Genomic DNA, 19,759 nt, shown 5'->3' on the forward strand with positions numbered 1-19,759 from the left:
GCGCCCGGGGAGGGTTCGACACAATGGGGTGTGCGCACCGCCCTCACCGTCCTCGTCCTGGTCGTCATGGCCGCGCTCACCGGGTGGTCGGTCGTCGCGTTCGATCTGTTCGGAGCGGCCGACGACGAGGCCTTCTTCCGCCGCGAGGGTGCCGCGCCGCTGTTCTGGCTCGTGATCGTGCTCTGGTTGCTCTTCGGAGCCGCCGTGCTCCTGGTGCGGAAGGTCGAGCGACGGGACGCCACCCTGATCGTGGTGGCGGGCTCCCTCATCCTCGCGCTGGCGGCCATGGCCGGTCCGCCGAACACGAGCACCGACTCCGCACGCTACGCCTGGGACGGCATCGTCCAGGTGCACGGCACGTCGCCGTACCTCCACACCCCCGCGGATCCGGACCTCCGCGACCTCCGGCCGGAGTGGTTGTACCCCGAGCCGGTGTTCCTCGACGACGGCACGTGGCGCTGCGAGGGCGAGCGCCTGCTGGGCCTCTACGAGACCGGCGGCGGCCCGCCCATGTGCACGGCGCTCAACCGGCCGCAGGTCCCGACCATCTACCCGCCGGCCGCGGAGATGTTCTTCGCGGGCGTCCGGGCCGTCGTGCCCGACGACGTCGGGTACGTGGCCTTCCAGGTCGCGGGCGTCCTCATCCACCTGGGCGTGACGCTGCTGCTCGTGCGCGCCCTGCGGCAGCGCGGGAAGCCCGTGTGGTGGGCGGCGCTGTGGGGCTGGTGCCCGCTCGTCGCGAGCGAGGTCGTCACGAACTCCCACGTCGACGCGCTCGGCGCGCTGCTCGCGCTGGCCGCGACGATCCTCGTCGCCGGCGGCATGCGCTGGCGCGGCGGGATCGCGATGGGGGCGGCCATCGCGACCAAGCTCATCCCGGTGATCGCGGCCCCGGCGCTGCTGCGCCGCCAACCGTGGAAGGTCATCGTGGCGGCGGTCGTCACCTTCGCGGTGCTGTACGTGCCGTACGTGGTCACCACGGGCATCGGCGTGCTCGGCTACCTGCCCGGCTACCTGCAGGAGGAGGGGTACGAGTCGGGCGGCACCTTCCCGCTCGTCGAGCTGGTCGTCCCCGACGGCTACGGGCTGCCGGTGGTCGCGCTCATCCTCGCGGTGACGGCCGGCGTCGTCTGGCGGCGGACGGACCCGGCGGATCCGTGGGTCGGCCAGGTCGTGATGATCGGCGTGACGCTCCTCGCCGTCAGCCCCCGCTACTCCTGGTACGCGCTGCTGCTCATCCCGTTCATCGCCATGACGGGCCGCGGCGAGTGGTTCGCGGTGGTGGGCGCGCTCGCGCTGCGGCTGTTCGCGCCGGACATCTGGGCGTGGCAGATCGCGCTCGTGACGGCCGTCGTGGTCGTCGTGGCCGGCTCGCTCGTGCGCCTCGGGCCGGACGGGCGGCGGGAGCTCGTGCCGCCGGCCGTGCGGCGGCGGCTCGGCCGGGCGCGCATCCCCGCGGACGGGCCCGGCGCCTGACCCCGGGCGCCTGACCCGGGGCTCAGGCGCCGCGCGGGACCGTGACGCGCAGCTCCTCGCCCGCGGTCGGCCGGAGCGCGGCGAAGGCGGCGGCGTCGAGCTCCGCGGTGACCTCGGCTCCCGCGTCCGGGACGAGGTCGGCCGCGGCCGGGGCGCCGCCGGCGGACGCGACGAGGCGCAGCGTCACCCGGATCCGACCGGCCGCGGCCTCCACGCGACGGACGACGCCGGTGAGCCGCGCGCGGGTCGCGTCGGACGGCAGGGCGTCCGGCCCCCGCGTCAGCCGCACGTCCGCGGGCGAAGCGAGCAGCACGACCGCGCCGCCCGCCGCGTCCCGCCCCTCGACGCGGTTCATGCCGACGAGCCGGGCCACGTACGCCGTCGCCGGGCGGGCCGCGACGTCGGCGGGCGCGCCCTCCTGCACCCGGCGTCCGCCCTCCAGCACGTGGATCCGGTCGGCCAGCGCCAGCGCGTCCACCGGATCGTGCGTCACGAGCACGCCCGCGCCGCCGAACCGCCGGAGCTCGTCGGCGAGGAGGTCGCGCACGTCCAGCCGCGTTCCCGCGTCGAGCGCGGCCATCGGCTCGTCGAGGAGCAGCAGCGGCGGCTCGAGCACGAGCGCGCGGGCGAGCGCGACACGCTGCGACTGGCCGCCCGACAGCGCGGCCGGGCGCCGGTCGGCGAGGTGCGCGATGCCGAGCCGGTCGAGGAGGGCGCGCGCCCGGACATCGGCGTCCGCGCGGGCGACGCCGTGCGCCCGCGGCCCGAACGCCACGTTCGCCAGCGCCGACAGGTGAGGGAAGAGGAGGTGGTCCTGGAAGACGACGCCGACGCCGCGGCCCTCGGCGGGGATCCGCGCGGCGCCGCCGTCCGCGTCCTCGAGCACCCGGCCGTCGAGCGCGACGCGCCCCGCCGTCAGCGGCACGAGCCCCGCGAGCGCGCGGAGCAGCGTGGACTTGCCGGCGCCGTTGGGGCCGACGACCGCGGTCACGGATCCGGCCGGCACCCGCAGCCGGACGTCGAGCCGGAAGGCGGGGCGCTGGACGACGACGCGCGCGTCGAGCCCGCGGTCGGGCACGGCGCCGCTCACGCGCGCACCCCCGACGTCCACCGGTCGCGGAGGCCCACGAGCACGACGACCGACACCGCGAGCAGCACCAGGCTGAGCACGACGGCGGCGTCCGGATCCGTCTGCAGCGCCAGGTAGGCCGACAGCGGGATCGTCTGGGTCACCCCCGGGAAGCTCCCCGCGAAGGTGAGCGTCGCCCCGAACTCGCCGAGCGCCCGGGCGAAGCAGAGCACCGCGCCCGCGCCCACCCCGGGCGCGACGAGCGGCAGCGTCACCCGCCGGAGCACGGTCCAGCGGCTGGCGCCGAGGGTCGCGGCGGCGTCCTCGAAGCGGCGGTCGGCGCCGCGCAGCGCCCCCTCCACCGCGAGCACGAGGAACGGCATGGCCACGAAGGTCTCGGCGATCACCACGGCGGGCGTCGTGAAGGGGATGGTGATCCCCGTGAGCGCCTCGAGCGGCCCGCCCACCAGCCCGCGCCGGCCGAGGAGGAGCAGCAGCGCCACGCCGCCGATCACGGGCGGCAGCACGAGCGGCACCGTCACGAGCGCGCGGAGGATCCGCTGCACCACGGGCGGCCGGCCCGCCGAGCGCGACAGCACGAACGCGAGCGGCACCCCGAGCACGAGGCTGAGCGCGGTCGCCGCGAACGCGCTGCCGAGCGACAGGCCGAGGGCGCGCGCGACGGCCGGATCCGCGAGCCGCTCCCCCAGCGTCGCCCACGGCGCGCGCACCACGAGGGCGGCGAGCGGCAGCACGAGGAAGGCGAGGGCGACGCCCGCCGGGATCCAGAGGAGCGCGGGCACGCGATCGGCGCGCTCGGCCGCATCGTCGCGCGCGCGGCCGCGGACGGGCACGCGGTCGGCGCGGGGCTCAGGGCGCACGGAAGCCCGCGGCCTCGAAGCGGGCGCGGGCGGCGTCCCCGGCCACGAAGTCGGCGAATGCGGCGGCGGCCGCGGGTGACGCTGATCCGGCGAGCGGCGCGACCACGCAGTCGGTCGTCACCTGCTGGTCGTCCGGCAGCGGCACGGCCTCGACCCGGTCGCCCGCGGCGCGCACGTCCGTCTCGTAGACGACCGCCGCGTCCACCTCGCCGAGCTCGACGCGCGTGAGGGCGGCCCGCACGTCCTGCTCGAGCGAGTCGGGCTGCGGCGTGATCCCCGCCTTCGCGAACGCCTGCGCGGCCGCGGCGCCGCACGGCACATCGGGCGCGCAGAGGGCGAGCGTGCGGCCCGGGTCCGCGAAGTCGGCGAGGCCCGTGACGCGGCCGGGGTCGCCGGGCGGCACCGCGATCGCGAGGGCGTTGCGGGCGAAGACGCGCGGATCCGCGGCCGTCTCCCCGGCGTCGACGACCGTCTGCATCGTCGCGGTGGACGCGGAGGCGAAGACGTCGGCGGGCGCGCCCTGCACGATCTGCTGCGCGAGCGTCGAGCTGCCGCCGTACGTGACGGTGACGTCGACGCCCGGGTGCGCGGCCTCGAAGTCGGCGGCGACCTCGTCCATGCTGCCGGTGAGGGACGCGGCGGCCTGCACCACGAGCGGGCCCGTGAGGCCGTCGGAGGCGGCCGGGGCGGATCCGCCCGCCGAGCAGCCCGCCAGCAGCCCGGCCGCCAGCAGCCCGGCCGCGAGCAGCCCGGCGGCGACGCCCGTGCGCAGCCCGCGCCGACGCCCGCCGCGGATCACGCCCGTCCGCCGGTCAGCGTCTCGGGCGCGAGCAGCTCGACGCCCACGTTCGTGGCCTTCACGGTCGCGACGGCGGGCGCCCCGACCTCGAGCCCGAGCTCGTCGGCGGCCTCGCGGCTGATGAGCGACACCATCCGGAACGGCCCCGCCTGGATCTCGACCTGCGCCATCACCCCGTCGCGCACGACGCGCGTGACGATGCCGGCCATCCGGTTCCGCGCCGACGACCGCGGACGCCGGGCGCCGGATGCGGCGAGCGCGCCGTCGGCGGCGAGCTCGGTCGCGAGGTGCGCGAGCTGCACGCCGTCGACCTGGATCAGCCGCCCCTCGCCGCGCACGAGGTCGAGCCGACCGGCGTCGGCCCAGCGCCTCAGCGTGTCGTCGCTCACGCCGATGAGCGCGGCGGCCTCGCTCACGCGGTAGCGGAACGGCGGCGCGGCGGGCGCGGGCTCGGTCGCGGGCGCGGCCGGATCCGGGGCATCCGCGGCGCGCGACGGCTTTCGGTCCCTGTTCTGCGTCATGCAACGATCCTAGGCACCGCACCCGCGGTACGCGACGTCGCCGCGGATCCGGCCCGCGACGGACCCCCCGCGGCGCCCGCGTAGCCTGGGGGCATGAGCACCTCCCTGGGGATGCCGGCCATGCCGCGTCCCGCCGCCGCGCCGGGACCCGCCCGGCCCGACGACCCGGCGCTCCTCGACCCGTACGGCCGCCGCGCGACCGACCTCCGCATCTCGCTCACCGACCGCTGCAACCTGCGCTGCACCTACTGCATGCCGGCCGAGGGCCTGCCCTTCACGCCCGACCGGCAGGCGCTGCAGCTCGCCGAGATCGAGCGGCTGGTGCGCATCGGCACGCGCGACCTCGGCGTCCGCCAGGTGCGCTTCACGGGCGGCGAGCCGCTGCTGCGCCGCGACCTGCTGGAGATCATCGCGGCCTGCGCCGCGATCCCCGACCGGCCCGAGATCTCGCTCACCACCAACGCCATCGGCCTCTCCTCGCGCGCGCAGGCGCTCAAGGACGCGGGGCTCGACCGGATCAACGTGTCGCTCGACTCGGTGCACGCCGAGACCTTCCGCCTCATCACGCGCCGGCCCTTCCTCGACCGCGTGCTCGAGGGCATCGACGCCGCCGCGGCCGCGGGGCTCGCGCCCATCAAGATCAACGCGGTGCTCGTGCGCGGCGTCAACGACGACCAGGCGGCGGACCTGCTCGAGTGGGCGGTGGCGGGCGGCCACCAGCTGCGCTTCATCGAGCAGATGCCGCTCGACGCGGACCACGCGTGGGACCGGGCCGAGATGATCACGGCGGCCGAGATCCGCGCGCGCCTCTCCGAGCGCTTCACCCTCGTGCCCGACGAGGCGCCGCGCGACGGCGCCCCGGCCGAGCTGTGGCGGGTGCACTCCCGTGAGGGCGGCGCGGGCACGGCGATGCTCGGCCGCGTCGGCGTCATCGCGAGCGTCACGGAGCCGTTCTGCGCCGACTGCCGCCGCACCCGACTCACCGCGACCGGCGGCGTCCGCAGCTGCCTCTTCTCGCACACCGAGACCGACCTGCTCGCCCCCCTCCGCTCCGGCGCGTCGGATGCCGAGATCGCCGACCTCTGGCGCGGCGCCATGTGGGCGAAGCCGAAGGGGCACGGCATGGACCAGGCCGACTTCATCCAGCCCGCCCGCTCGATGAGCGCGATCGGGGGCTGACGTGATCGTGCCCGTGGAGCTCTTCGCCGCCGCCGCCGCCGCGCTCGGCCGCACGACCGACCAGCTCGACCTGCCCGACGGCGCCGTGCTCGGCGACCTCGTGGACGCGCTCGGCGCCCTGGCCGTGACCACCGACGACCCGGCGAACGCCGCCGCCGTGCTGGCCCGCTGCTCCTACCTCGTCGAGGGCGTCGCCACGACCGACCGCGACGCGCCCCTCACCGCGGGCAGCGCGGTCGACGTGCTGCCGCCGTTCTCGGGCGGCTGATCAGCCCACCCCATAGGCGACGGCGCGCGGACGCGGGAGGCTGGGGCATGACCGACGGCACCGATCCCACCCGCGTCCGCGACCAGCCCGCGATCCGCACGGGTCGGCGCCGGGCGTGGCTCGTGCCCGCGGGACTGCTCGCCGGGATCACGATCGCGCTGCTCGTCGCGGCGCGGGGCCTGGAGGCGGGGATCGCCGTGACCGCGATCGTCGCGACCGCCGTGCTCTACGCCGCGATGCTCGTGGTGGCCGTGGCGGTGCGCCCGGTCCGCGCGCGGAACGTCGCCTCCGCCTGGCTGATGATCCTCATCGCCGTCGTCGCGCTGGGCTCGCTCCTCCTGCTGCTCGGCGCCGCCCGCGCGGGCGCCTGAGCGAGGCGCCCGCCTGCGTCACGCCCGGCCGCGCGCCGCGAGGAGCGTCGTGAGCACGGCCGCCCCGCGCTCCGCGTCGGGGGAGGTCACGAGGCGCGCCCGTCCGCCGCGGAGCTGGACGACGAGGCCGGGCCCGGAGCGGGTGACGTAGGCGACGCCGCGCCCCGAGAGCCGCAGGCCCCAGCCGCCCCACTGGCCGGGCGACACGTCCTCCCAGCCGCCCGACTCGATCCGGTCGAGGGGCACGCGCATGACCGGGATCCGGGTCCACGAGGAGGTGATGCGGAGCCCGCGCGCGTCGACCGTGACGTCGACGCGCGCCAGGGCGAGCACCGCCAGCCCGGCCAGCACCAGCGGCAGGGACGAGAGCGCGGCGGTCCCCGCGTCGAGGCCCGCGGTCTGCACGGCCACGACGATCCCGAGCGCGACGACGGCGGCGCCGACGCCGGCGAACCACGCGCTCCCGGCGTGCGTCCGCCAGGCGACGCGCGCGGTGGCGGCCACCCGGAGCGACGGCACGTCGTGCGCGGCCACCGGGGCGGCGCCGCGGACGAGCGCGAGGAAGGGGACGGCCGCCGCGAGGAGGCCGACGCCGATGATCACGACGGCCCACGCGACGGGGAGCGTCCCGTCGCCGGTCGCATGGCGGAGGGCGATGACGATCCACGCGGCGGCGAGGCTGCCCGCGACGACGTGGACGACGCCCGCCCAGGTGGCCGCGGTGCGCCGGTCGGCCGCGCGCAGGCCGACCACGGCGACCACCACGGCTGCGGCGGCGAGGCCCAGGGCGACCGCGAGCATCGTCCACGGCGAGCCCCAGCCGTCGGGGGTCCCGTCGGCGGCGAAGTGCACGGCGATGCGGGCGGGCAGCGACGGCCCGAGCCCGACCGCCGCCGCGACGAGGGCGAGCAGGAGGACGACCCCGGGGGCGACGACCGCGATGCGGGTCCCGGTCGGCATGGATCGCGTGTCGGTCATCGTGCTCCCTTGATCATGGTGAGGAGGTCGTCGAGCGGGACCCCGAGGGTCTCCGCCTGGTCGCGCAGCTCCTCGACGAGCGTGCGCAGGCGGTCGAACGAGGCGTGGCCGGAGCGGATCACCGTCGCGCCACGGCCGCGCCGCAGCTCGATGAGGCCGTCCTCCTGGAGGGCCGCGTACGCGCGGAGGACCGTGTGCATGTTCACGTCGACGGACGCCGCGAGGTCGCGCGCCGACGGCAGGCGCTCCCCGCTCGCGAGGTCGCCGCGGGCGATGGCGTGGCGGATCTGCGTGGCGACCTGCTCCGCCAGCGAGGCCCGGGCGGCCGGGTCGACGGTAATGAGCATGTTTGCATTGTATGCGAACAATGCCCGGCATCACCAGACCCGGTCGTCGTGCGCGCGACGCCCGTGCCCTCGCTTCCGCCCCCGGCGCGGCCTAGCGTGGGGACATGGAGGACCGCGGGGGGCGGCCCTCCGACGCACGGCGTCGGAGGCGTGGGTTCGGTCTGCGCCGCGGCGGGGTCGGCCCCGATGCGGCGCGCATGATCGCCGAGTCCCCCATCCGCGCGGGCGTCGAGCGCGGGATGGTGCGCACGCTCACGGTCATCGGCCCCCTGCTGGCCCTGCTGTCGCTCCCCGCGCTCGTGGTCGAGGACGCGACGGGCGGGGCCGTCCCGCCCGCCCTGGCCGTCGTGCTCTGCCTGGCCGCGCTGATGATCGCGGCGGTGCCGGCCTCGCTCGTGCCGCGCGGGCTGCCCGCGTACGGGTGCCTGCGCCTCTCGGCCCTCCTCTACGTGGCGCTCATCGCGATCGAGCCGCTGCGGCTGGCGGATGCGGCGCTCCCCGACGCGGCCCCCTGGCTCATCGCCCTGTCCTGCGTCGGCTTCAGCTGCCTCGCGATCGGGGTGCGGGATCCGCTGCGCGCCGTCGCCGCCTGCTGGGCGTGCGTCGCCCTCGTCGCGTGGATCTACGCCGACCGCCTGCCCACGGCGGAGCTCGTCGTGCAGGCCGTCGGCCTCGCGGGCATCGCGGTCGCGCTGGTCCTCGGCGTCCGCGCGCTGCGCGTGCGGGCGAGCAGCGCCGACGCGGCCGAGCGCCGGGCCCGGGACCTGTTCGAGAGCTCCCGCCGACGCGCCGCGCTCGCGGCGGAGCGCGTGCGCACGGACGCGCTCCTGCACGACACGGTGCTCGCCGCCCTGCTGTCAGCCGCCGGGAAGGACGCGCCCGACCGGGTCGCGCGGATGGCCCGGTCCGCCCTCGACATCGTCACCGGCACCGCGGGCCGACCCGATGCCCGCTCCCGCCGCGTGCGCTTCGGCGACGCGGTGGCCGCGGCCGACCGCGAGATCGCCGCGCTGGAGGGGCTCGCGCGGCTCGACCTCGCCCGGGCCGCCGCGGTGGAGCTGCCGTCCGCGGCGGCCGACGCCCTCGTCGCCGCGATGCTGCAGGCCCTCAGCAACAGCGTCACGCATGCCCGGGCCGCGACCGTCCGCACCGCGACGGCCGGGCCCACCCACGACGGCGGGGTGCGGATCCGCGTGCGCGACGACGGCGGCGGCTTCGATCCCGCGCACGTCGCGCCGGACCAGCTCGGGGTGCGCGTGTCGATCCTCGAGCGCATGCGGCAGGTGGGCGGCTACGCCGAGGTCCGCCCGGAGCCGGGCCGCGGCACCACGGTCGTGCTCCGCTGGGAGCCGGACCACGAGGCGACCCCGGACGTCCCCGGGAGCGGGAGCCGCGCGGGCCTGGTCCCGCGGCGCGCGCTGTCCGCGACGATGACGGCCCTCATCATGGGCGCGATCGTCGTGGCGACCGTCGAGGCGGCGCTCGTCTTCCAGGCCCTCGGGCCCGTGATCGCCGCCGTGCTCGGCCTGGCCGCGCTGCCGGTCCTCGTCCGCGGGGCGCGCTCCGGGCGGATGCGCACCCGCACCGCCTGGGTCCTCGCGGGCGTGGGCGGGGTGATCTGCGCGACCGCCACGGTCGGCCTCTCGCCCGACGAGGTCGACTCCGTGACGATCTCCTGGCTCACCTGCGGCATCCTCGCCGCCTGCGTCCTGGTGTGGATGGCCGGCCACCGCCTGCCCCCGCTCGTGGCCACGGGCTTCCTCGTGACGGCGATCGCGGTGTGGGGCGGCCCCGCCGACGTGGTGCGCCTGGGCCTCGCCGCGGAGATCGTGCTGGTCGCCGCGGGCCTCCTGCTGCACCGGGCGCTCCGCGACGTCACCGCGGCGACCCGTCGGGCGGGCGCGGCCGCGCGGGAGACCCTGCGGTGGCAGGCCGAGATCGACGCCTACCAGCTCGAGCGGCAGGACCGGCTGCGCACGGCGGCCGGCGAGGTCGCGCCCGTGCTCCGCCGGATCGTCGCGGACGACGGCGCGCTGGACGACGCGTCGCGGGCGGAGTGCGGCGTGCTCGAGCAGACGCTGCGGGACGAGATCCGCGGCCGGCGCCTGCTGAACGACGGCCTGCGGCGGGTGATCCGCGCCCACCGCCGACGGGGCGCGCAGGTGCAGGTGCTCGACGACGGCGGCCTGGACGACCTGGCGCCGGACGCGCTCGACGCGCTCCTCGACGACGTCGCCGAGGTGCTCCGCCCGCTGCGGTCGAGCCGCATCGTGGTCCGCACGAGCGACCCGCAGTCCGGCGCGGCCGTCACGATCGTCGCGTCGTCACCCGACGAGATCGCGGCCGCGCTGGGCCTCGAGAGCGACGAGGAGGTCGAGCTGTGGACGTCGATCCCCCGGCCACCCGCCTAGCGTCGGGCCGCGCCCCGTCGCGCGGCCCGGGGATGCGCGGCCCGGCCGGCGGTCAGCGCCCGTCGTACGCGGCCTGCAGCTCAGCCACGACGAGCCGGCCCATGCCCATCATCGCGGCCATGGCGCGCGCGGCGCCCTCCGGGTCGGGGCCGCCGATCGTGGTCGCCATGGCCTCCGGCACCACCTGCCACCAGAACCCCCAGCGGTCGCGCACCCAGCCGCACCGGCCCTCGGTCCCGCCGTCGGCGAAGGCGTCCCAGTAGCGGTCGACCTCCTCCTGGCCGCCGACCGAGATCGACAGCGACAGCGCCTCCGTCGCCTGCATGCCGCCCCCGCCGTTCAGCAGGCGGTGCGGCTGCCCGTCGAGCTCCACGTCGACCACGAGGGCCGTGCCGCGCAGGGCCGGATCCGGGAAGTCGTCCGGGTAGCGCGAGGTGCCGGTGATCCGGGAGCCGGGGAAGAGGTCGACGTAGAATCGCGCCGCCTCCTCGATCTCCTCGCCGAACCAGAGGGTGGGGGTGATGCGCGGCATGGTGGCTCCTCGTGTCCGACGGCGGCCTCGTCGCGCGCCGTCGGGCCCACGCTAGCCACCGGATGCGCCACGGACCAGGGCCGGCCTACGCCGACTCGCGCACCACCAGCTGGTGCCGCACCGTGCGGACCACCTCGGGGCCGGAGCGCGGGAGCTCGCCGGCGATCATCGCGACCGCGAGGTCGAGGGCGTGGCGGGCGAGCTCGTCGAGGTCGACCGCGAGCGTCGTGAGCGTGGGCGCGAGCAGCCGGCCGATCGAGAGGCCGTCGATGCCGGCCACGCGCACGTCGCCCGGCACGTCCACGCCCGCACGGCGGCAGGCGGAGAGCACCCCGAGCGCGCACACGTCGTTGAACGCGACGATCGCGTCGGCCGTTCGGGGACGGGCCACTATCCGCTCGGTCGCCGCGGCGGCCGCCTCCGCGGTGGGCGCCGCGGCCCGCACGACGGTCGCCGCCATCCCCCGGGCCGCGAAGGCCTCGAGGAGCAGGCCCGCGCGCACGCTCGGTCCCGCGGCGACGGCGGCGTCGAGCACGACCGGGTGCGCGACGCCGGCCGCCTGCAGGTGGTCGGCGAGCGCGTCGATCGCCTCCGAGGGATCGAGGAGGACGGCGGCGCGCTCGGGCTCGCCGTGCGGATCCAGCTCCACGACCGGCACCGAGCCGAGGCGGGCGATCCATTCGCCGGCGCGCGTGCCGAGGGTGCCGATCACCGCGTCGGTCTGCGCGCCGAGCGCCTGGACCATGCGGTCGGAGTCGGCGGCGAGGCCCACGTCGGCGAGCGACACGTTCCAGCCGCGGGCCGCGGCGACCCGCACGACCGCGGACGCGAGCTCGGGCGACCACGGGTTCCGCAGGTCGTCGACCACGAGGCCGAGCTGGTGGTCGCCGCCCGTCACGAGCCCGCGGCCGAAGCGCGACGGGCGGTACGCGAGCTGCTCCGCGGCGTCGAGCACGCGCCGCTTCGTCGCCTCGCTGATGCCCGGCATGCCGTTCATCGCGCGCGTCACCGTCTGCCGGGAGACCCCGGCGGCGGCCGCGACGTCGTGGATCGTGGGCCGGCCGGCCGGGTCCCTCGTGGGCTCCCGGCCGGCCGCGCCCGCGCCGCTCAGCCGCGCAGGTCCAGCCACGCCACCTGCTCCGGGGTGAGCTCGATCGACAGGCCGCGCATGGAGGAGCGGACCTCGGTGATGGTGCGCGGTCCGAACAGCGGGAAGGTCGGGAACGGCTGCGCGAGCACGTAGGCGAGGGCGATCGCCGTGGCCTGCACGCCGTGCTCGGCCGCGAGCTCCTCGGCGCGGCGCAGGCGCTCGAAGTTGTCGTCGCCGTAGTAGCAGCGCACGAGCTCCGGGTCGCTCAGGTCGTCCGGGCGGGCGCGGCCGGTGAAGAAGCCGCGGGCCTGCGACGACCACGGCAGCAGCGGGATCTGCCGCTCCTCGAGCCACGCCTTGGACGCGGGATCCGTGACGTGCACGCATCCGGCCCACGGCACGTCGTACGCCTCGGCCAGGCCGAAGTGGTCGCTCAGCGCCTGGAACCCGGCGCGGCCGTTCGCCTGCGCGTAGGCCTGCGCCTCGTCGAAGCGCTCGGGCGTCCAGTTCGAGACGCCGTAGGAGCGGATCCGGCCGGCGCGCTGGTGCTCGTCCATCACGTCGACGAACTCCCCGACCGGCACCTCGGGGTTGTCGCGGTGCATGAGGTAGATGTCGGCGTAGTCGGTGCCCTGGCGGTCGAGGCTCTCGAGCAGCTGGCTCGTGAGCGACTCGGGGTCGCAGTGCGGGGTGTGCGCGCCCTTGGTGATGACGACGACGTCCTCGCGGATGCCGCGGTTCCGGATCCAGCTGCCGAGGCGCCCCTCGAGCACGCCGCCGCCGTAGATGTAGCCGGTGTCGAATGCGTTGCCGCCCTGCTCGACGAAGTGGTCGAAGATCGCGGACGCGTGCGCCAGGTCGGGCTGGTTGTCGACGCCCATGACGAGCCGCGACATGCGCTTGCCGACGCCCGGGATCTCGCCGTAGAGCATCGTGCTGTCGTCGCGCACCCGCAGCGGCCGGCCGGAGACGGTGGGGATGTCCGCGTCCTCGGCCTCGAACGGGTAGCGGAGCTGGAGCGCGGCGCGCCAGCGGTCGAGCGTGCGGGCGGTCGCGAGGGTCTCGTCGAGCGTCATCTGCGCGGCCTCGCCCAGTCCCGCGGCGAGCGCGTCGGTCGTGGCGTCGGCCTCGATCGCGTACGGCTTCGCGCCCGTGAAGGAGAGCGTGCGCGGCTCCTCGCCGACGACCTGGACCTCGATGGTCGGGGCGTCGCCGAGGGTCCACGGGTCGCTGAGGTGGATGCGGCCCCTCGAGCCCAGGATCGTGAGCCCCTGCGGTTCGTCGAGGGCGACGCCCGCGCGGAGGGTCGCGGTGATGCCGGGCCGCCCCGCGCCGCCGCGGTAGGTCGCCCGCGCGACGGACCACTCGTCGACGCCGGTCGGGCCGACGGTGCCGTCCACCTCGAGCGTCAGCGGCTCGGCGACGGCGATCCCGGTCGCGGCCTGCACGACGGCGGCCACGCCGGTGACGGTGTAGCCGCCCACGTCGAGGATCCCGCCGCCCGCGGTCGCGGTGTCGTAGAGGCGGCCGGTGCGGGATCCGGTGCGGAAGGAGAAGGACGCGTCGACGTGGGCGAGCTCGCCGATGACGCCGTCGCGCACCAGCTCGAGGAGCGCCGCCGTCTGCGGGTGGAAGCGGTACATGTACGCCTCGACGAGCGGCAGGCCCGCCTCGCGGGCCGCGTCGACGAGCGCCATGGCGGTGCCGTGGTTGACCGCGAGCGGCTTCTCGCAGAGGACGGCCTTGCCGGCGTCGAGCGCGCGGATCACGAGGTCGGCGTGGCCGGTGTGCACGGTCGAGATGTAGACGGCATCGACGGCGGGATCCGCGAGGGCGGCCTCGTAGTCGCCGCCCGCGACGTCGGCGAAGCCGTGGTCGGCGGCCTCCGTCGCGAAGGCCCGTGCGCGCTCCGTGCGGGAGCTGCCGGCCGCCACGAGGCGCGCGTCGCGCGTGCTCGCGGGCAGCTGGGAGAGGAAGCGGCGGGCGATGGAGCCCGGGCCGAGGACCGCCCAGCCGGGTGCGGTCGTGGTGGTCGGGGTGGGGTCGGTCATGGTGGAGCCCTTCGCGGCGTCGTCGGCGTGAACGTTCACGACGACGCTACGGGGCTGCGTCCGGCGCGGTCAAGAGGCTAGGCGCGTATGGGTCGTGAACGTTCACGACATAGCAGGAGAACGGACCCCTCCTCCGGGAGGATCCCGAGCCCACGCCGGACGCATGCGGCGTGGGCGCACCGCGCTCCCCGACCGCGATCCCGCCGCTAGCGTCCGCTCGCGGAGGCGGAGGGGGCGGGCGTCGGGGTGTCCCGGCGCGACCGCCGGCGCCTCCGCTCCCGGCCGCGCGACCGCGCGGCCCCCTCACCGAGAAGGAGAACCCCCATGCACCTCGTCCGACACCGCAGCCCCCCGCGATCCGCGCGGCGCCCGCCGCGGGATCCACTCCCGCCTGCTGGCCCTCCTCGCCGCCGTCGCCGCCGTCGCGGCCCTCACCGCCGTCGGCGCCGCCCCGGCGAGCGCCGACCAGAGCTACCGGTCCGGCCTCCCCGTGATCGCGGGATCGCGCATCGACTCGTCGGCGGGGACCTGCACGGTCGGCGCCGTCCTCATCCCCCGCAGCTGGTACCTGTCGCTCACCCCCTACCAGCGGGCCACCCGGTACATCGTCACCGCGGCGCACTGCGGGCCGATGTACTCGACCGTCCACTTCGGCACCGCGGCCATCGGCACGGTCGACTGGATCTCGCCCCACGACTCCGACATCGAGCTCATCCGCGTCTCGCCCCAGCCCGACGAGCGCACGCTGTACTGCCGGTCGCACCACTCCTCGGCGGCGTTCTGCAGCCCCATCCAGACGTACACGGCGCGCGCGAACAGCCAGGTGTTCATGCCGAACCGCGGCCGCATCGGCCGCCAGCCGATCCAGGGCACCGCCAGCGCCGAGGGGCGGTTCTGCACCAGCGGGTTCGCGTCCGGCGTCAAGTGCGTCTTCCAGCCGGTGAGCCTGCCCCGCGGCGTCCAGACGAGGTGGAGCCACATGTCGGCGGGCGAGACGGACGAGCACGACGCGATCACCGGCGGCGACTCCGGCGGCCCCGTGGTCTCGTACGGGAACCAGCTGCTCGGCATCATCTCCGGCAAGACGGCCGACGGCCACTACCTGCTCTACACGTCGAGCGCGCAGATGCTCGCGGAGCTGCCGGCCTACGTGCTGGCGCCCACGCGCTGATCCCGCGCCCGGGGGTCGGCGGGCGTCCGCCGGCCACCGGGCCCGGCCCCTTCCGCGGTCGCGCCGGCCGTGCGCGAGGGGGGCCCGTGCCCGCCCCTGCGGGCCTCGGTGAGCTGAGCCGCGCATCCGCCGCCGGCCGTCACGCGGGGAACCGCACCCCCGTCAGCTCCTCCGAGAGCGTCCAGATCCGGCGGGCGTCCGCCTCGACCGCGACGCGCGGGAACGGCGGCAGGGCGGTCGGGCCGCCGCCGAGGTGCCCGGGGCCGCGCGGGCCGTACATCCGGCCGCCGCCGTCGGGCGCCGTGGCGGCGACGAGCGCGGGCAGGTAGGCGGTCTCGACCGTGCCGACGAGGATCCCCAGCCGCGACAGCAGCCGGATCGTCCGCACGTCGAGCCCGTCGCGCGAGCGGCCCGTCGCCGGGCGCGCCGCGAGCAGGCTGGTCGGCGCGATGCCCGGGTGCGCGAGGGCGCTCGTGATCCCCCAGCCGCCCGCCGCGCTCCGCCGCTGGAGCTCCAGCGCGAAGAGCCCGAACGCGATCTTCGACGAGCTGTACGCGCGCATCGCGTCGTAGCGACGCTCCCACTGGAGGTCGTCCCACGCCACGGCGTTCGCCCCGGCGGCGATGCTCACCTGCGAGACGACGCGCGCGGATCCCGCCCGCAGCAGCGGCAACAGCCGGCCCACGAGCGCGACGTGGCCGAGGTGGTTGGTGCCGATCTGCAGCTCGAAGCCGTCGGCGGTGGTGCGGCGCTCGGGCGGCGTCATGACGCCGGCGTTGGCGACGAGCAGGTGCAGGGGTGCGCCCTCGTCGGCGAGCCGGGCGGCGAGCGCCTCGACGGATCCGAGCGAGGCCAGGTCGAGGTCGTGCAGCGCGACGCGGGCGGCGGGGTGGCGCTCGCGGATCCGCGCCACGGCCGCCTCGCCCTTCCGGCGGTCGCGCACGGGCAGCAGCACCTCGGCGCCGGCGCCCGCGAGCCGGGTGGCGAGCGCGAGGCCGATGCCGTCGCTGCCTCCCGTGACGAGGGCGCGGCGACCGGTGAGGTCGGGGACGGGGATGTCGAGGGGGCGACGGGGCATGGCGGATCCTCCTGGTGGCGGCGATGCGGACGTCCCGCACCGGCTGCCCCGAGCCTGGGCGTAGCGCCGTCCGGCAACCAGGGCGCGACGAGACGTGGATCGGCGGGTCCTGGCTGCGGCGGCGACACCCCGGGAGGATGGACGGGACAGACGGAGGACGCATGCGCCAGATGGATCCCGCGGGGCTCGCCGAGTTCCTCCGCCGACGCCGCGAGGCGCTCCAGCCCGAGGACGTCGGGCTCGCCCGCACCGCGCGCCGCCGCACGAGCGGGCTCCGGCGCGAGGAGGTCGCGGCGCTCTCGAGCATGTCCGCCGACTACTACGCGCGCATCGAGCGCGGCAGCAGCCCGCAGCCGTCGGAGCAGATGCTCGCGGCGATCGCCCACGGCCTCCACCTCACGGTCGACGAGCGCGACCACCTGTTCCTCCTCGCGGGCCACCAGCCGGCGGCGCGCAGCGGATCCGGCGACCACGTGGGGCCGGGCCTCCAGCGGATCCTCGACCGGCTCGTCGACACGCCCGCCGAGGTGGTGACCGAGCTCGGCGAGACGCTGATGCAGACCCCGCTCGGCGTCGCGCTCACGGGCGACACCGCGCACCTCACGGGGCCGGAGCGGAGCATCGGGTACCGGTGGTTCGCGGATCCCGCCAGCCGCCGCCTCTACCCCGAGGAGGACCACGCGGCCCTCGGGCGGCTCTGGGTCTCCGGGCTGCGGGAGGTCGCGACCCGGCGCGGCCCCGGATCCCGCGCAGCCGGCTTCGTGGACCTGCTGCTCCCCCGGAGCGCCGAGTTCCGCGCCCTGTGGGCGGCGCACGAGGTGGGCCTGCGGCCGAGCGCCGTCAAGCGCTTCGAGCACCCGGAGCTCGGCCGGCTCGAGCTCTCCTGCCAGACCCTCACGGACCCGGAGCGGGCGCACCACCTGCTCGTCTACACGGCCGCGCCCGGCTCCGAGAGCCACGAGAAGCTGCGGCTGCTCGGGGTGATCGGGGCGCAGCAGCTGGGGTGAGGGTGCCCCGATCCTGGTCAGTCGAGGAAGTAGCTGCGGACCTTCTCCTCGGAATCCAGGATGAGCTCCGTCTCGACCCCCACCGAGCGGGCAAGTTCCACCGACCCTAGGAGGGCCGCCTCGACGTCGGGCGAGAATGCGCGCTCAAGCACTCTGAGACAGGCGGACATGCTGACGTCGAGCTCGTCGATGAGATCTTGGTGCTCGTCGGCGAGGCGCTCGTCGAGCTGGCGCTGTTCCTGGAGGTAGCCCTCGATCAGCGCAGCCTCTCGTCGGGAGAGCGCGGAGGACACAGCGGAATGCATGACCATTCCGACGCTGTTCCCGATCACAGCCCCCAGCACGGGTACGGGGATGAGCGCTTGCCCGACGAATGACGACAGTGCGCCGACGGCCGCCTCCAGGCAGACGAGCTCGGCGTTCTCCAGGAACTCCGCCTCGACGATCTCGCCCGTCCGTAGCCGATGCGCCTGCTCCGCTACGCCGAACGCGGCGGTCACCGTGGCGCTGGCGACGGCCGCGGATGTCGCGGTGAAGTTGGTGAGCGAATAGATCGTGAGGCCCCGGACACCGCCCTTAACAAATCCACGGCCCGAGTCCCCTGCGATCTCGACCCAATCGTCGCTCGTGAAGTCAGCGAGCCTGGTGCCGGCACGGCGCTTACGCACCACGGCGAGGACGAAGGCGGTACCGCCCTCGATACCGGCGGCCACGATGGTCGCCTTCGCCCCTTCGCGTGCTCCGGGCATGCTCGCGCGATGGGCATCGTCGCGCCGAGTCTGGTCGGTCGCGCGCAACGAGTCCTTCTCCCCCTCCAGCGTCGTGCCGTAGGCGCCGCGCTGCACCTCGTCGTAGCGGAGGTTCGACGGCTCGAGGGAGCCGATGTCGAGGGAGCGGTTCGCGAAGAAGGACTGCACGCGCTCCCAGTCGCGGAAGGAAGGCCCTTCGCCACCACGGCTGAGCAGGCGACCGGCCTCTTCGCGATTCATGCCGTACAGCGTCCGGATCACCTCGAAGTGATCGCTCGGGATCTGGTATCTGCCGCCGCGGCTCACGAAGTCGGGGTACCTCTCGAGGTGCTCGGCGATGGCTCCGAGACCGAAGCGCCCGCCCGCCGCGACGAACTTCTGCTGGATCTCGACACCACCGCGCATCAGGTCCACGGGGCCGTTGTCGTTCACCCACCGGTAGATCCGGCCCTCCCCCAGGATCTGGCTGCGAGCATCACCGATGCCGCTTTCCGCCGCCTCGGCGATGAAACCGTGCATGCCCTTGATCCCGCCGCGGTTCCGTGCCACCACCTCGAGGTCGATGGTCCGCATTGCCGCGTCGACGCGGGATAGCGCATCGCGGAGGTTCATGTCCTGGCGCCGGAGCGCGTCAAGCAGCCCGTCGAGCCGCAGCTGGTTGAGGTGGTTGATCCACGCGGCGACGGCCTGCTCTTGGTTCCGGCGCACCGATTCCGGCTCGTCACTCACGATCGGCGTCGCCCTCGACCCGCTCACCGAGCAGGGCCGCGCACGCCTGCGTGCTGTTCACCAGCGCGCCGAGGCGTGACTGCTCGCTCGCCGGGAGCGCCGAGAAGTCGGCTCCGAACGCCCCCAGCGCCTCGCGATAGCTCGTGGTTAGAAGGGACCGGAGCTGGTCGGTGCGCTGGAGGAGGGCCTCGACCCGAGCGGTCAGCTCGTTCACACGCGCGGTATTGCGCTTGACCGAGGTCAGCGCCTCCTGCTTCTGTTCGCGCGTCTCGCCCTTCTTCCAGGCGAACAGCGCGACGGACGTGAGGATCGCCGCTCCTGCGACGCTCCAGCCGACGGGCCCCGACAGCGCCAGGATCGCCCCTCCAGCGGCCGTTCCGCCGCCGCCGGCTGCCAGCGCTCCACCGCCGAGCCAGGCGAGTGCGGCATTGGTGGCGGCGGCCCCGGAGAGGGCGGAGATCGCCGTGCCGGTCGAGGCGGCGCCGAAGGTGGTCGCGACCCACATGGCCGCGCTCGGGGCCACGCTCGCGACCGCAGCACCGGCGGCGAAGCCGGCACCGCCCCCGGCAGCGGACCGGCGGGCAGCCTCGAGGTCACGACGGGCGAACTCCTCCACGTCCAGGAACTCCGCCCTGTCGACGTCGATCCGACCGATGGCCGCATCGATGGACTTCGGCGTGTTCGCGATGCTGTTGACCAGCGCCTCCACGTGCTCGATGAGGTCCGTCGAACGCTCGCGCTGCCGCAGCAGAGCGAGACCGGCGTCGTTCATGGTCGTGTACGCCCGGTTGTACTCGGCCACGGCCTCCTCGTAGGGATCCGGCTTCCTCGCGGCCAGCTTCTCGACGTTCTCCTTCGTCGCGTCCCTCAGGTCACCCGCCCGCTCACCCAGCTGCGCGGATGCGGCGCGCGCCCTCCGGGCTGCCTCGTCCACCGCCTTCGCGATCCCGTCCCTGGCCTTGCTCAGCCCGCGCTGATCGTCCATCGTTCCTCCGCGATCCCCGTCGATGTCGTTTCCTCACTGGAGGATATAGACGACCGACGACGCCATG

Annotated in this window: 19 protein-coding genes; 7 read left to right on the forward strand and 12 right to left on the reverse strand. The window is 75.8% G+C overall.

Annotated elements, in window-relative coordinates; all coding sequences use genetic code 11:
• The first annotated feature begins 30 nt into the window (after positions 1-30).
• Positions 31-1,476 carry a glycosyltransferase 87 family protein gene (locus tag H9X71_RS11690; RefSeq protein ID WP_191147252.1) on the forward strand — a complete coding sequence of 482 codons (1,446 nt, stop codon included), beginning with the start codon at positions 31-33 and terminating at the stop codon, positions 1,474-1,476.
• A 22-nt stretch (positions 1,477-1,498) separates the two neighbouring features.
• On the opposite strand, the gene H9X71_RS11695 is transcribed toward H9X71_RS11690, so the two are convergent.
• Genes H9X71_RS11695 through H9X71_RS11710 form a run of 4 tightly spaced genes read right to left on the reverse strand, consistent with a single transcriptional unit; the run spans position 1,499 to position 4,746 of the window.
• Positions 1,499-2,566 (reverse strand): ABC transporter ATP-binding protein, encoded by a 1,068-nt coding sequence (locus H9X71_RS11695; protein ID WP_191147253.1) that lies wholly within the window; start codon positions 2,564-2,566, stop codon positions 1,499-1,501.
• Positions 2,563-3,399: an ABC transporter permease gene (locus tag H9X71_RS11700; protein ID WP_191149174.1), complete on the reverse strand. Its 837-nt coding sequence runs from the start codon at positions 3,397-3,399 to the stop codon at positions 2,563-2,565. Before H9X71_RS11700 ends, H9X71_RS11695 begins: the two co-directional genes overlap by 4 nt.
• A 16-nt stretch (positions 3,400-3,415) precedes the next feature.
• Complete coding sequence (gene modA / locus H9X71_RS11705; protein ID WP_244961920.1) at positions 3,416-4,222, reverse strand: molybdate ABC transporter substrate-binding protein; 807 nt, start codon at positions 4,220-4,222, stop codon at positions 3,416-3,418.
• Entirely contained in the window at positions 4,222-4,746 is a 525-nt protein-coding gene (locus H9X71_RS11710) for a TOBE domain-containing protein (RefSeq protein WP_191147254.1), read from the reverse strand. The genes modA and H9X71_RS11710 overlap by 1 nt, the downstream gene beginning before the upstream one ends.
• Before the next feature lie 93 nt (positions 4,747-4,839).
• Between H9X71_RS11710 and moaA the strand changes: the two genes are divergently transcribed.
• From moaA to H9X71_RS11725, 3 genes are read left to right on the forward strand one after another with little or no spacing between them, the layout of a single operon-like run.
• Positions 4,840-5,925: a GTP 3',8-cyclase MoaA gene (gene moaA / locus H9X71_RS11715; protein WP_414751302.1), complete on the forward strand. Its 1,086-nt coding sequence runs from the start codon at positions 4,840-4,842 to the stop codon at positions 5,923-5,925.
• 1 nt (position 5,926) lies between these two features.
• On the forward strand, positions 5,927-6,193 hold the full coding sequence (locus H9X71_RS11720; RefSeq protein WP_191147255.1) for a MoaD/ThiS family protein: 267 nt from the start codon (positions 5,927-5,929) through the stop codon (positions 6,191-6,193).
• 47 nt (positions 6,194-6,240) lie between these two features.
• Positions 6,241-6,564: a hypothetical protein gene (locus H9X71_RS11725; RefSeq protein WP_191147256.1), complete on the forward strand. Its 324-nt coding sequence runs from the start codon at positions 6,241-6,243 to the stop codon at positions 6,562-6,564.
• 18 nt (positions 6,565-6,582) lie between these two features.
• Here H9X71_RS11725 and H9X71_RS11730 read toward each other — a convergent pair whose 3' ends face one another.
• Positions 6,583-7,542, reverse strand: coding sequence for a DUF1648 domain-containing protein (locus tag H9X71_RS11730; RefSeq protein ID WP_244961606.1), 960 nt, complete (start codon positions 7,540-7,542; stop codon positions 6,583-6,585).
• A complete protein-coding gene (locus H9X71_RS11735) occupies positions 7,539-7,889 on the reverse strand; it encodes a GntR family transcriptional regulator (protein ID WP_191147257.1) in 351 nt (116 codons plus the stop codon). Before H9X71_RS11735 ends, H9X71_RS11730 begins: the two co-directional genes overlap by 4 nt.
• A gap of 197 nt (positions 7,890-8,086) precedes the next feature.
• Here H9X71_RS11735 and H9X71_RS11740 point away from each other — a divergent pair, with 197 nt between their 5' ends.
• Positions 8,087-10,300, forward strand: coding sequence for an ATP-binding protein (locus tag H9X71_RS11740; protein WP_191147258.1), 2,214 nt, complete (start codon positions 8,087-8,089; stop codon positions 10,298-10,300).
• 52 nt (positions 10,301-10,352) lie between these two features.
• Here H9X71_RS11740 and H9X71_RS11745 read toward each other — a convergent pair whose 3' ends face one another.
• The 3 genes from H9X71_RS11745 to H9X71_RS11755 all read right to left on the reverse strand — a co-directional run bounded on the left by H9X71_RS11745 (position 10,353) and on the right by H9X71_RS11755 (position 13,973).
• On the reverse strand, positions 10,353-10,832 hold the full coding sequence (locus H9X71_RS11745; RefSeq protein ID WP_191147259.1) for a VOC family protein: 480 nt from the start codon (positions 10,830-10,832) through the stop codon (positions 10,353-10,355).
• An 85-nt stretch (positions 10,833-10,917) separates the two neighbouring features.
• Positions 10,918-11,961, reverse strand: coding sequence for a LacI family DNA-binding transcriptional regulator (locus tag H9X71_RS11750; protein WP_191147260.1), 1,044 nt, complete (start codon positions 11,959-11,961; stop codon positions 10,918-10,920).
• Positions 11,940-13,973, reverse strand: a complete 2,034-nt coding sequence (locus H9X71_RS11755) for an aldo/keto reductase (protein WP_191149178.1) — start codon at positions 13,971-13,973, stop codon at positions 11,940-11,942. The genes H9X71_RS11750 and H9X71_RS11755 overlap by 22 nt, the downstream gene beginning before the upstream one ends.
• Before the next feature lie 490 nt (positions 13,974-14,463).
• Here H9X71_RS11755 and H9X71_RS11760 point away from each other — a divergent pair, with 490 nt between their 5' ends.
• Complete coding sequence (locus H9X71_RS11760; RefSeq protein WP_191147261.1) at positions 14,464-15,144, forward strand: trypsin-like serine protease; 681 nt, start codon at positions 14,464-14,466, stop codon at positions 15,142-15,144.
• Positions 15,145-15,283: 139 nt separating this feature from the next.
• Here H9X71_RS11760 and H9X71_RS11765 read toward each other — a convergent pair whose 3' ends face one another.
• On the reverse strand, positions 15,284-16,222 hold the full coding sequence (locus H9X71_RS11765) for an SDR family oxidoreductase (protein ID WP_191147262.1): 939 nt from the start codon (positions 16,220-16,222) through the stop codon (positions 15,284-15,286).
• 161 nt (positions 16,223-16,383) lie between these two features.
• Between H9X71_RS11765 and H9X71_RS11770 the strand changes: the two genes are divergently transcribed.
• A complete protein-coding gene (locus tag H9X71_RS11770) occupies positions 16,384-17,229 on the forward strand; it encodes a helix-turn-helix transcriptional regulator (protein ID WP_191147263.1) in 846 nt (281 codons plus the stop codon).
• Between the two features lie 17 nt (positions 17,230-17,246).
• Here the strand turns inward: H9X71_RS11770 and H9X71_RS11775 are convergent, their stop codons facing one another.
• Positions 17,247-18,707, reverse strand: coding sequence for a hypothetical protein (locus tag H9X71_RS11775; protein WP_191147264.1), 1,461 nt, complete (start codon positions 18,705-18,707; stop codon positions 17,247-17,249).
• Complete coding sequence (locus H9X71_RS11780; protein ID WP_191147265.1) at positions 18,700-19,692, reverse strand: hypothetical protein; 993 nt, start codon at positions 19,690-19,692, stop codon at positions 18,700-18,702. The genes H9X71_RS11775 and H9X71_RS11780 overlap by 8 nt, the downstream gene beginning before the upstream one ends.
• Between the last annotated feature and the right edge of the window lie 67 nt (positions 19,693-19,759).

The organism is Clavibacter zhangzhiyongii, from assembly GCF_014775655.1.
GTDB classification, from domain to species: Bacteria; Actinomycetota; Actinomycetes; order Actinomycetales; family Microbacteriaceae; genus Clavibacter; species Clavibacter zhangzhiyongii.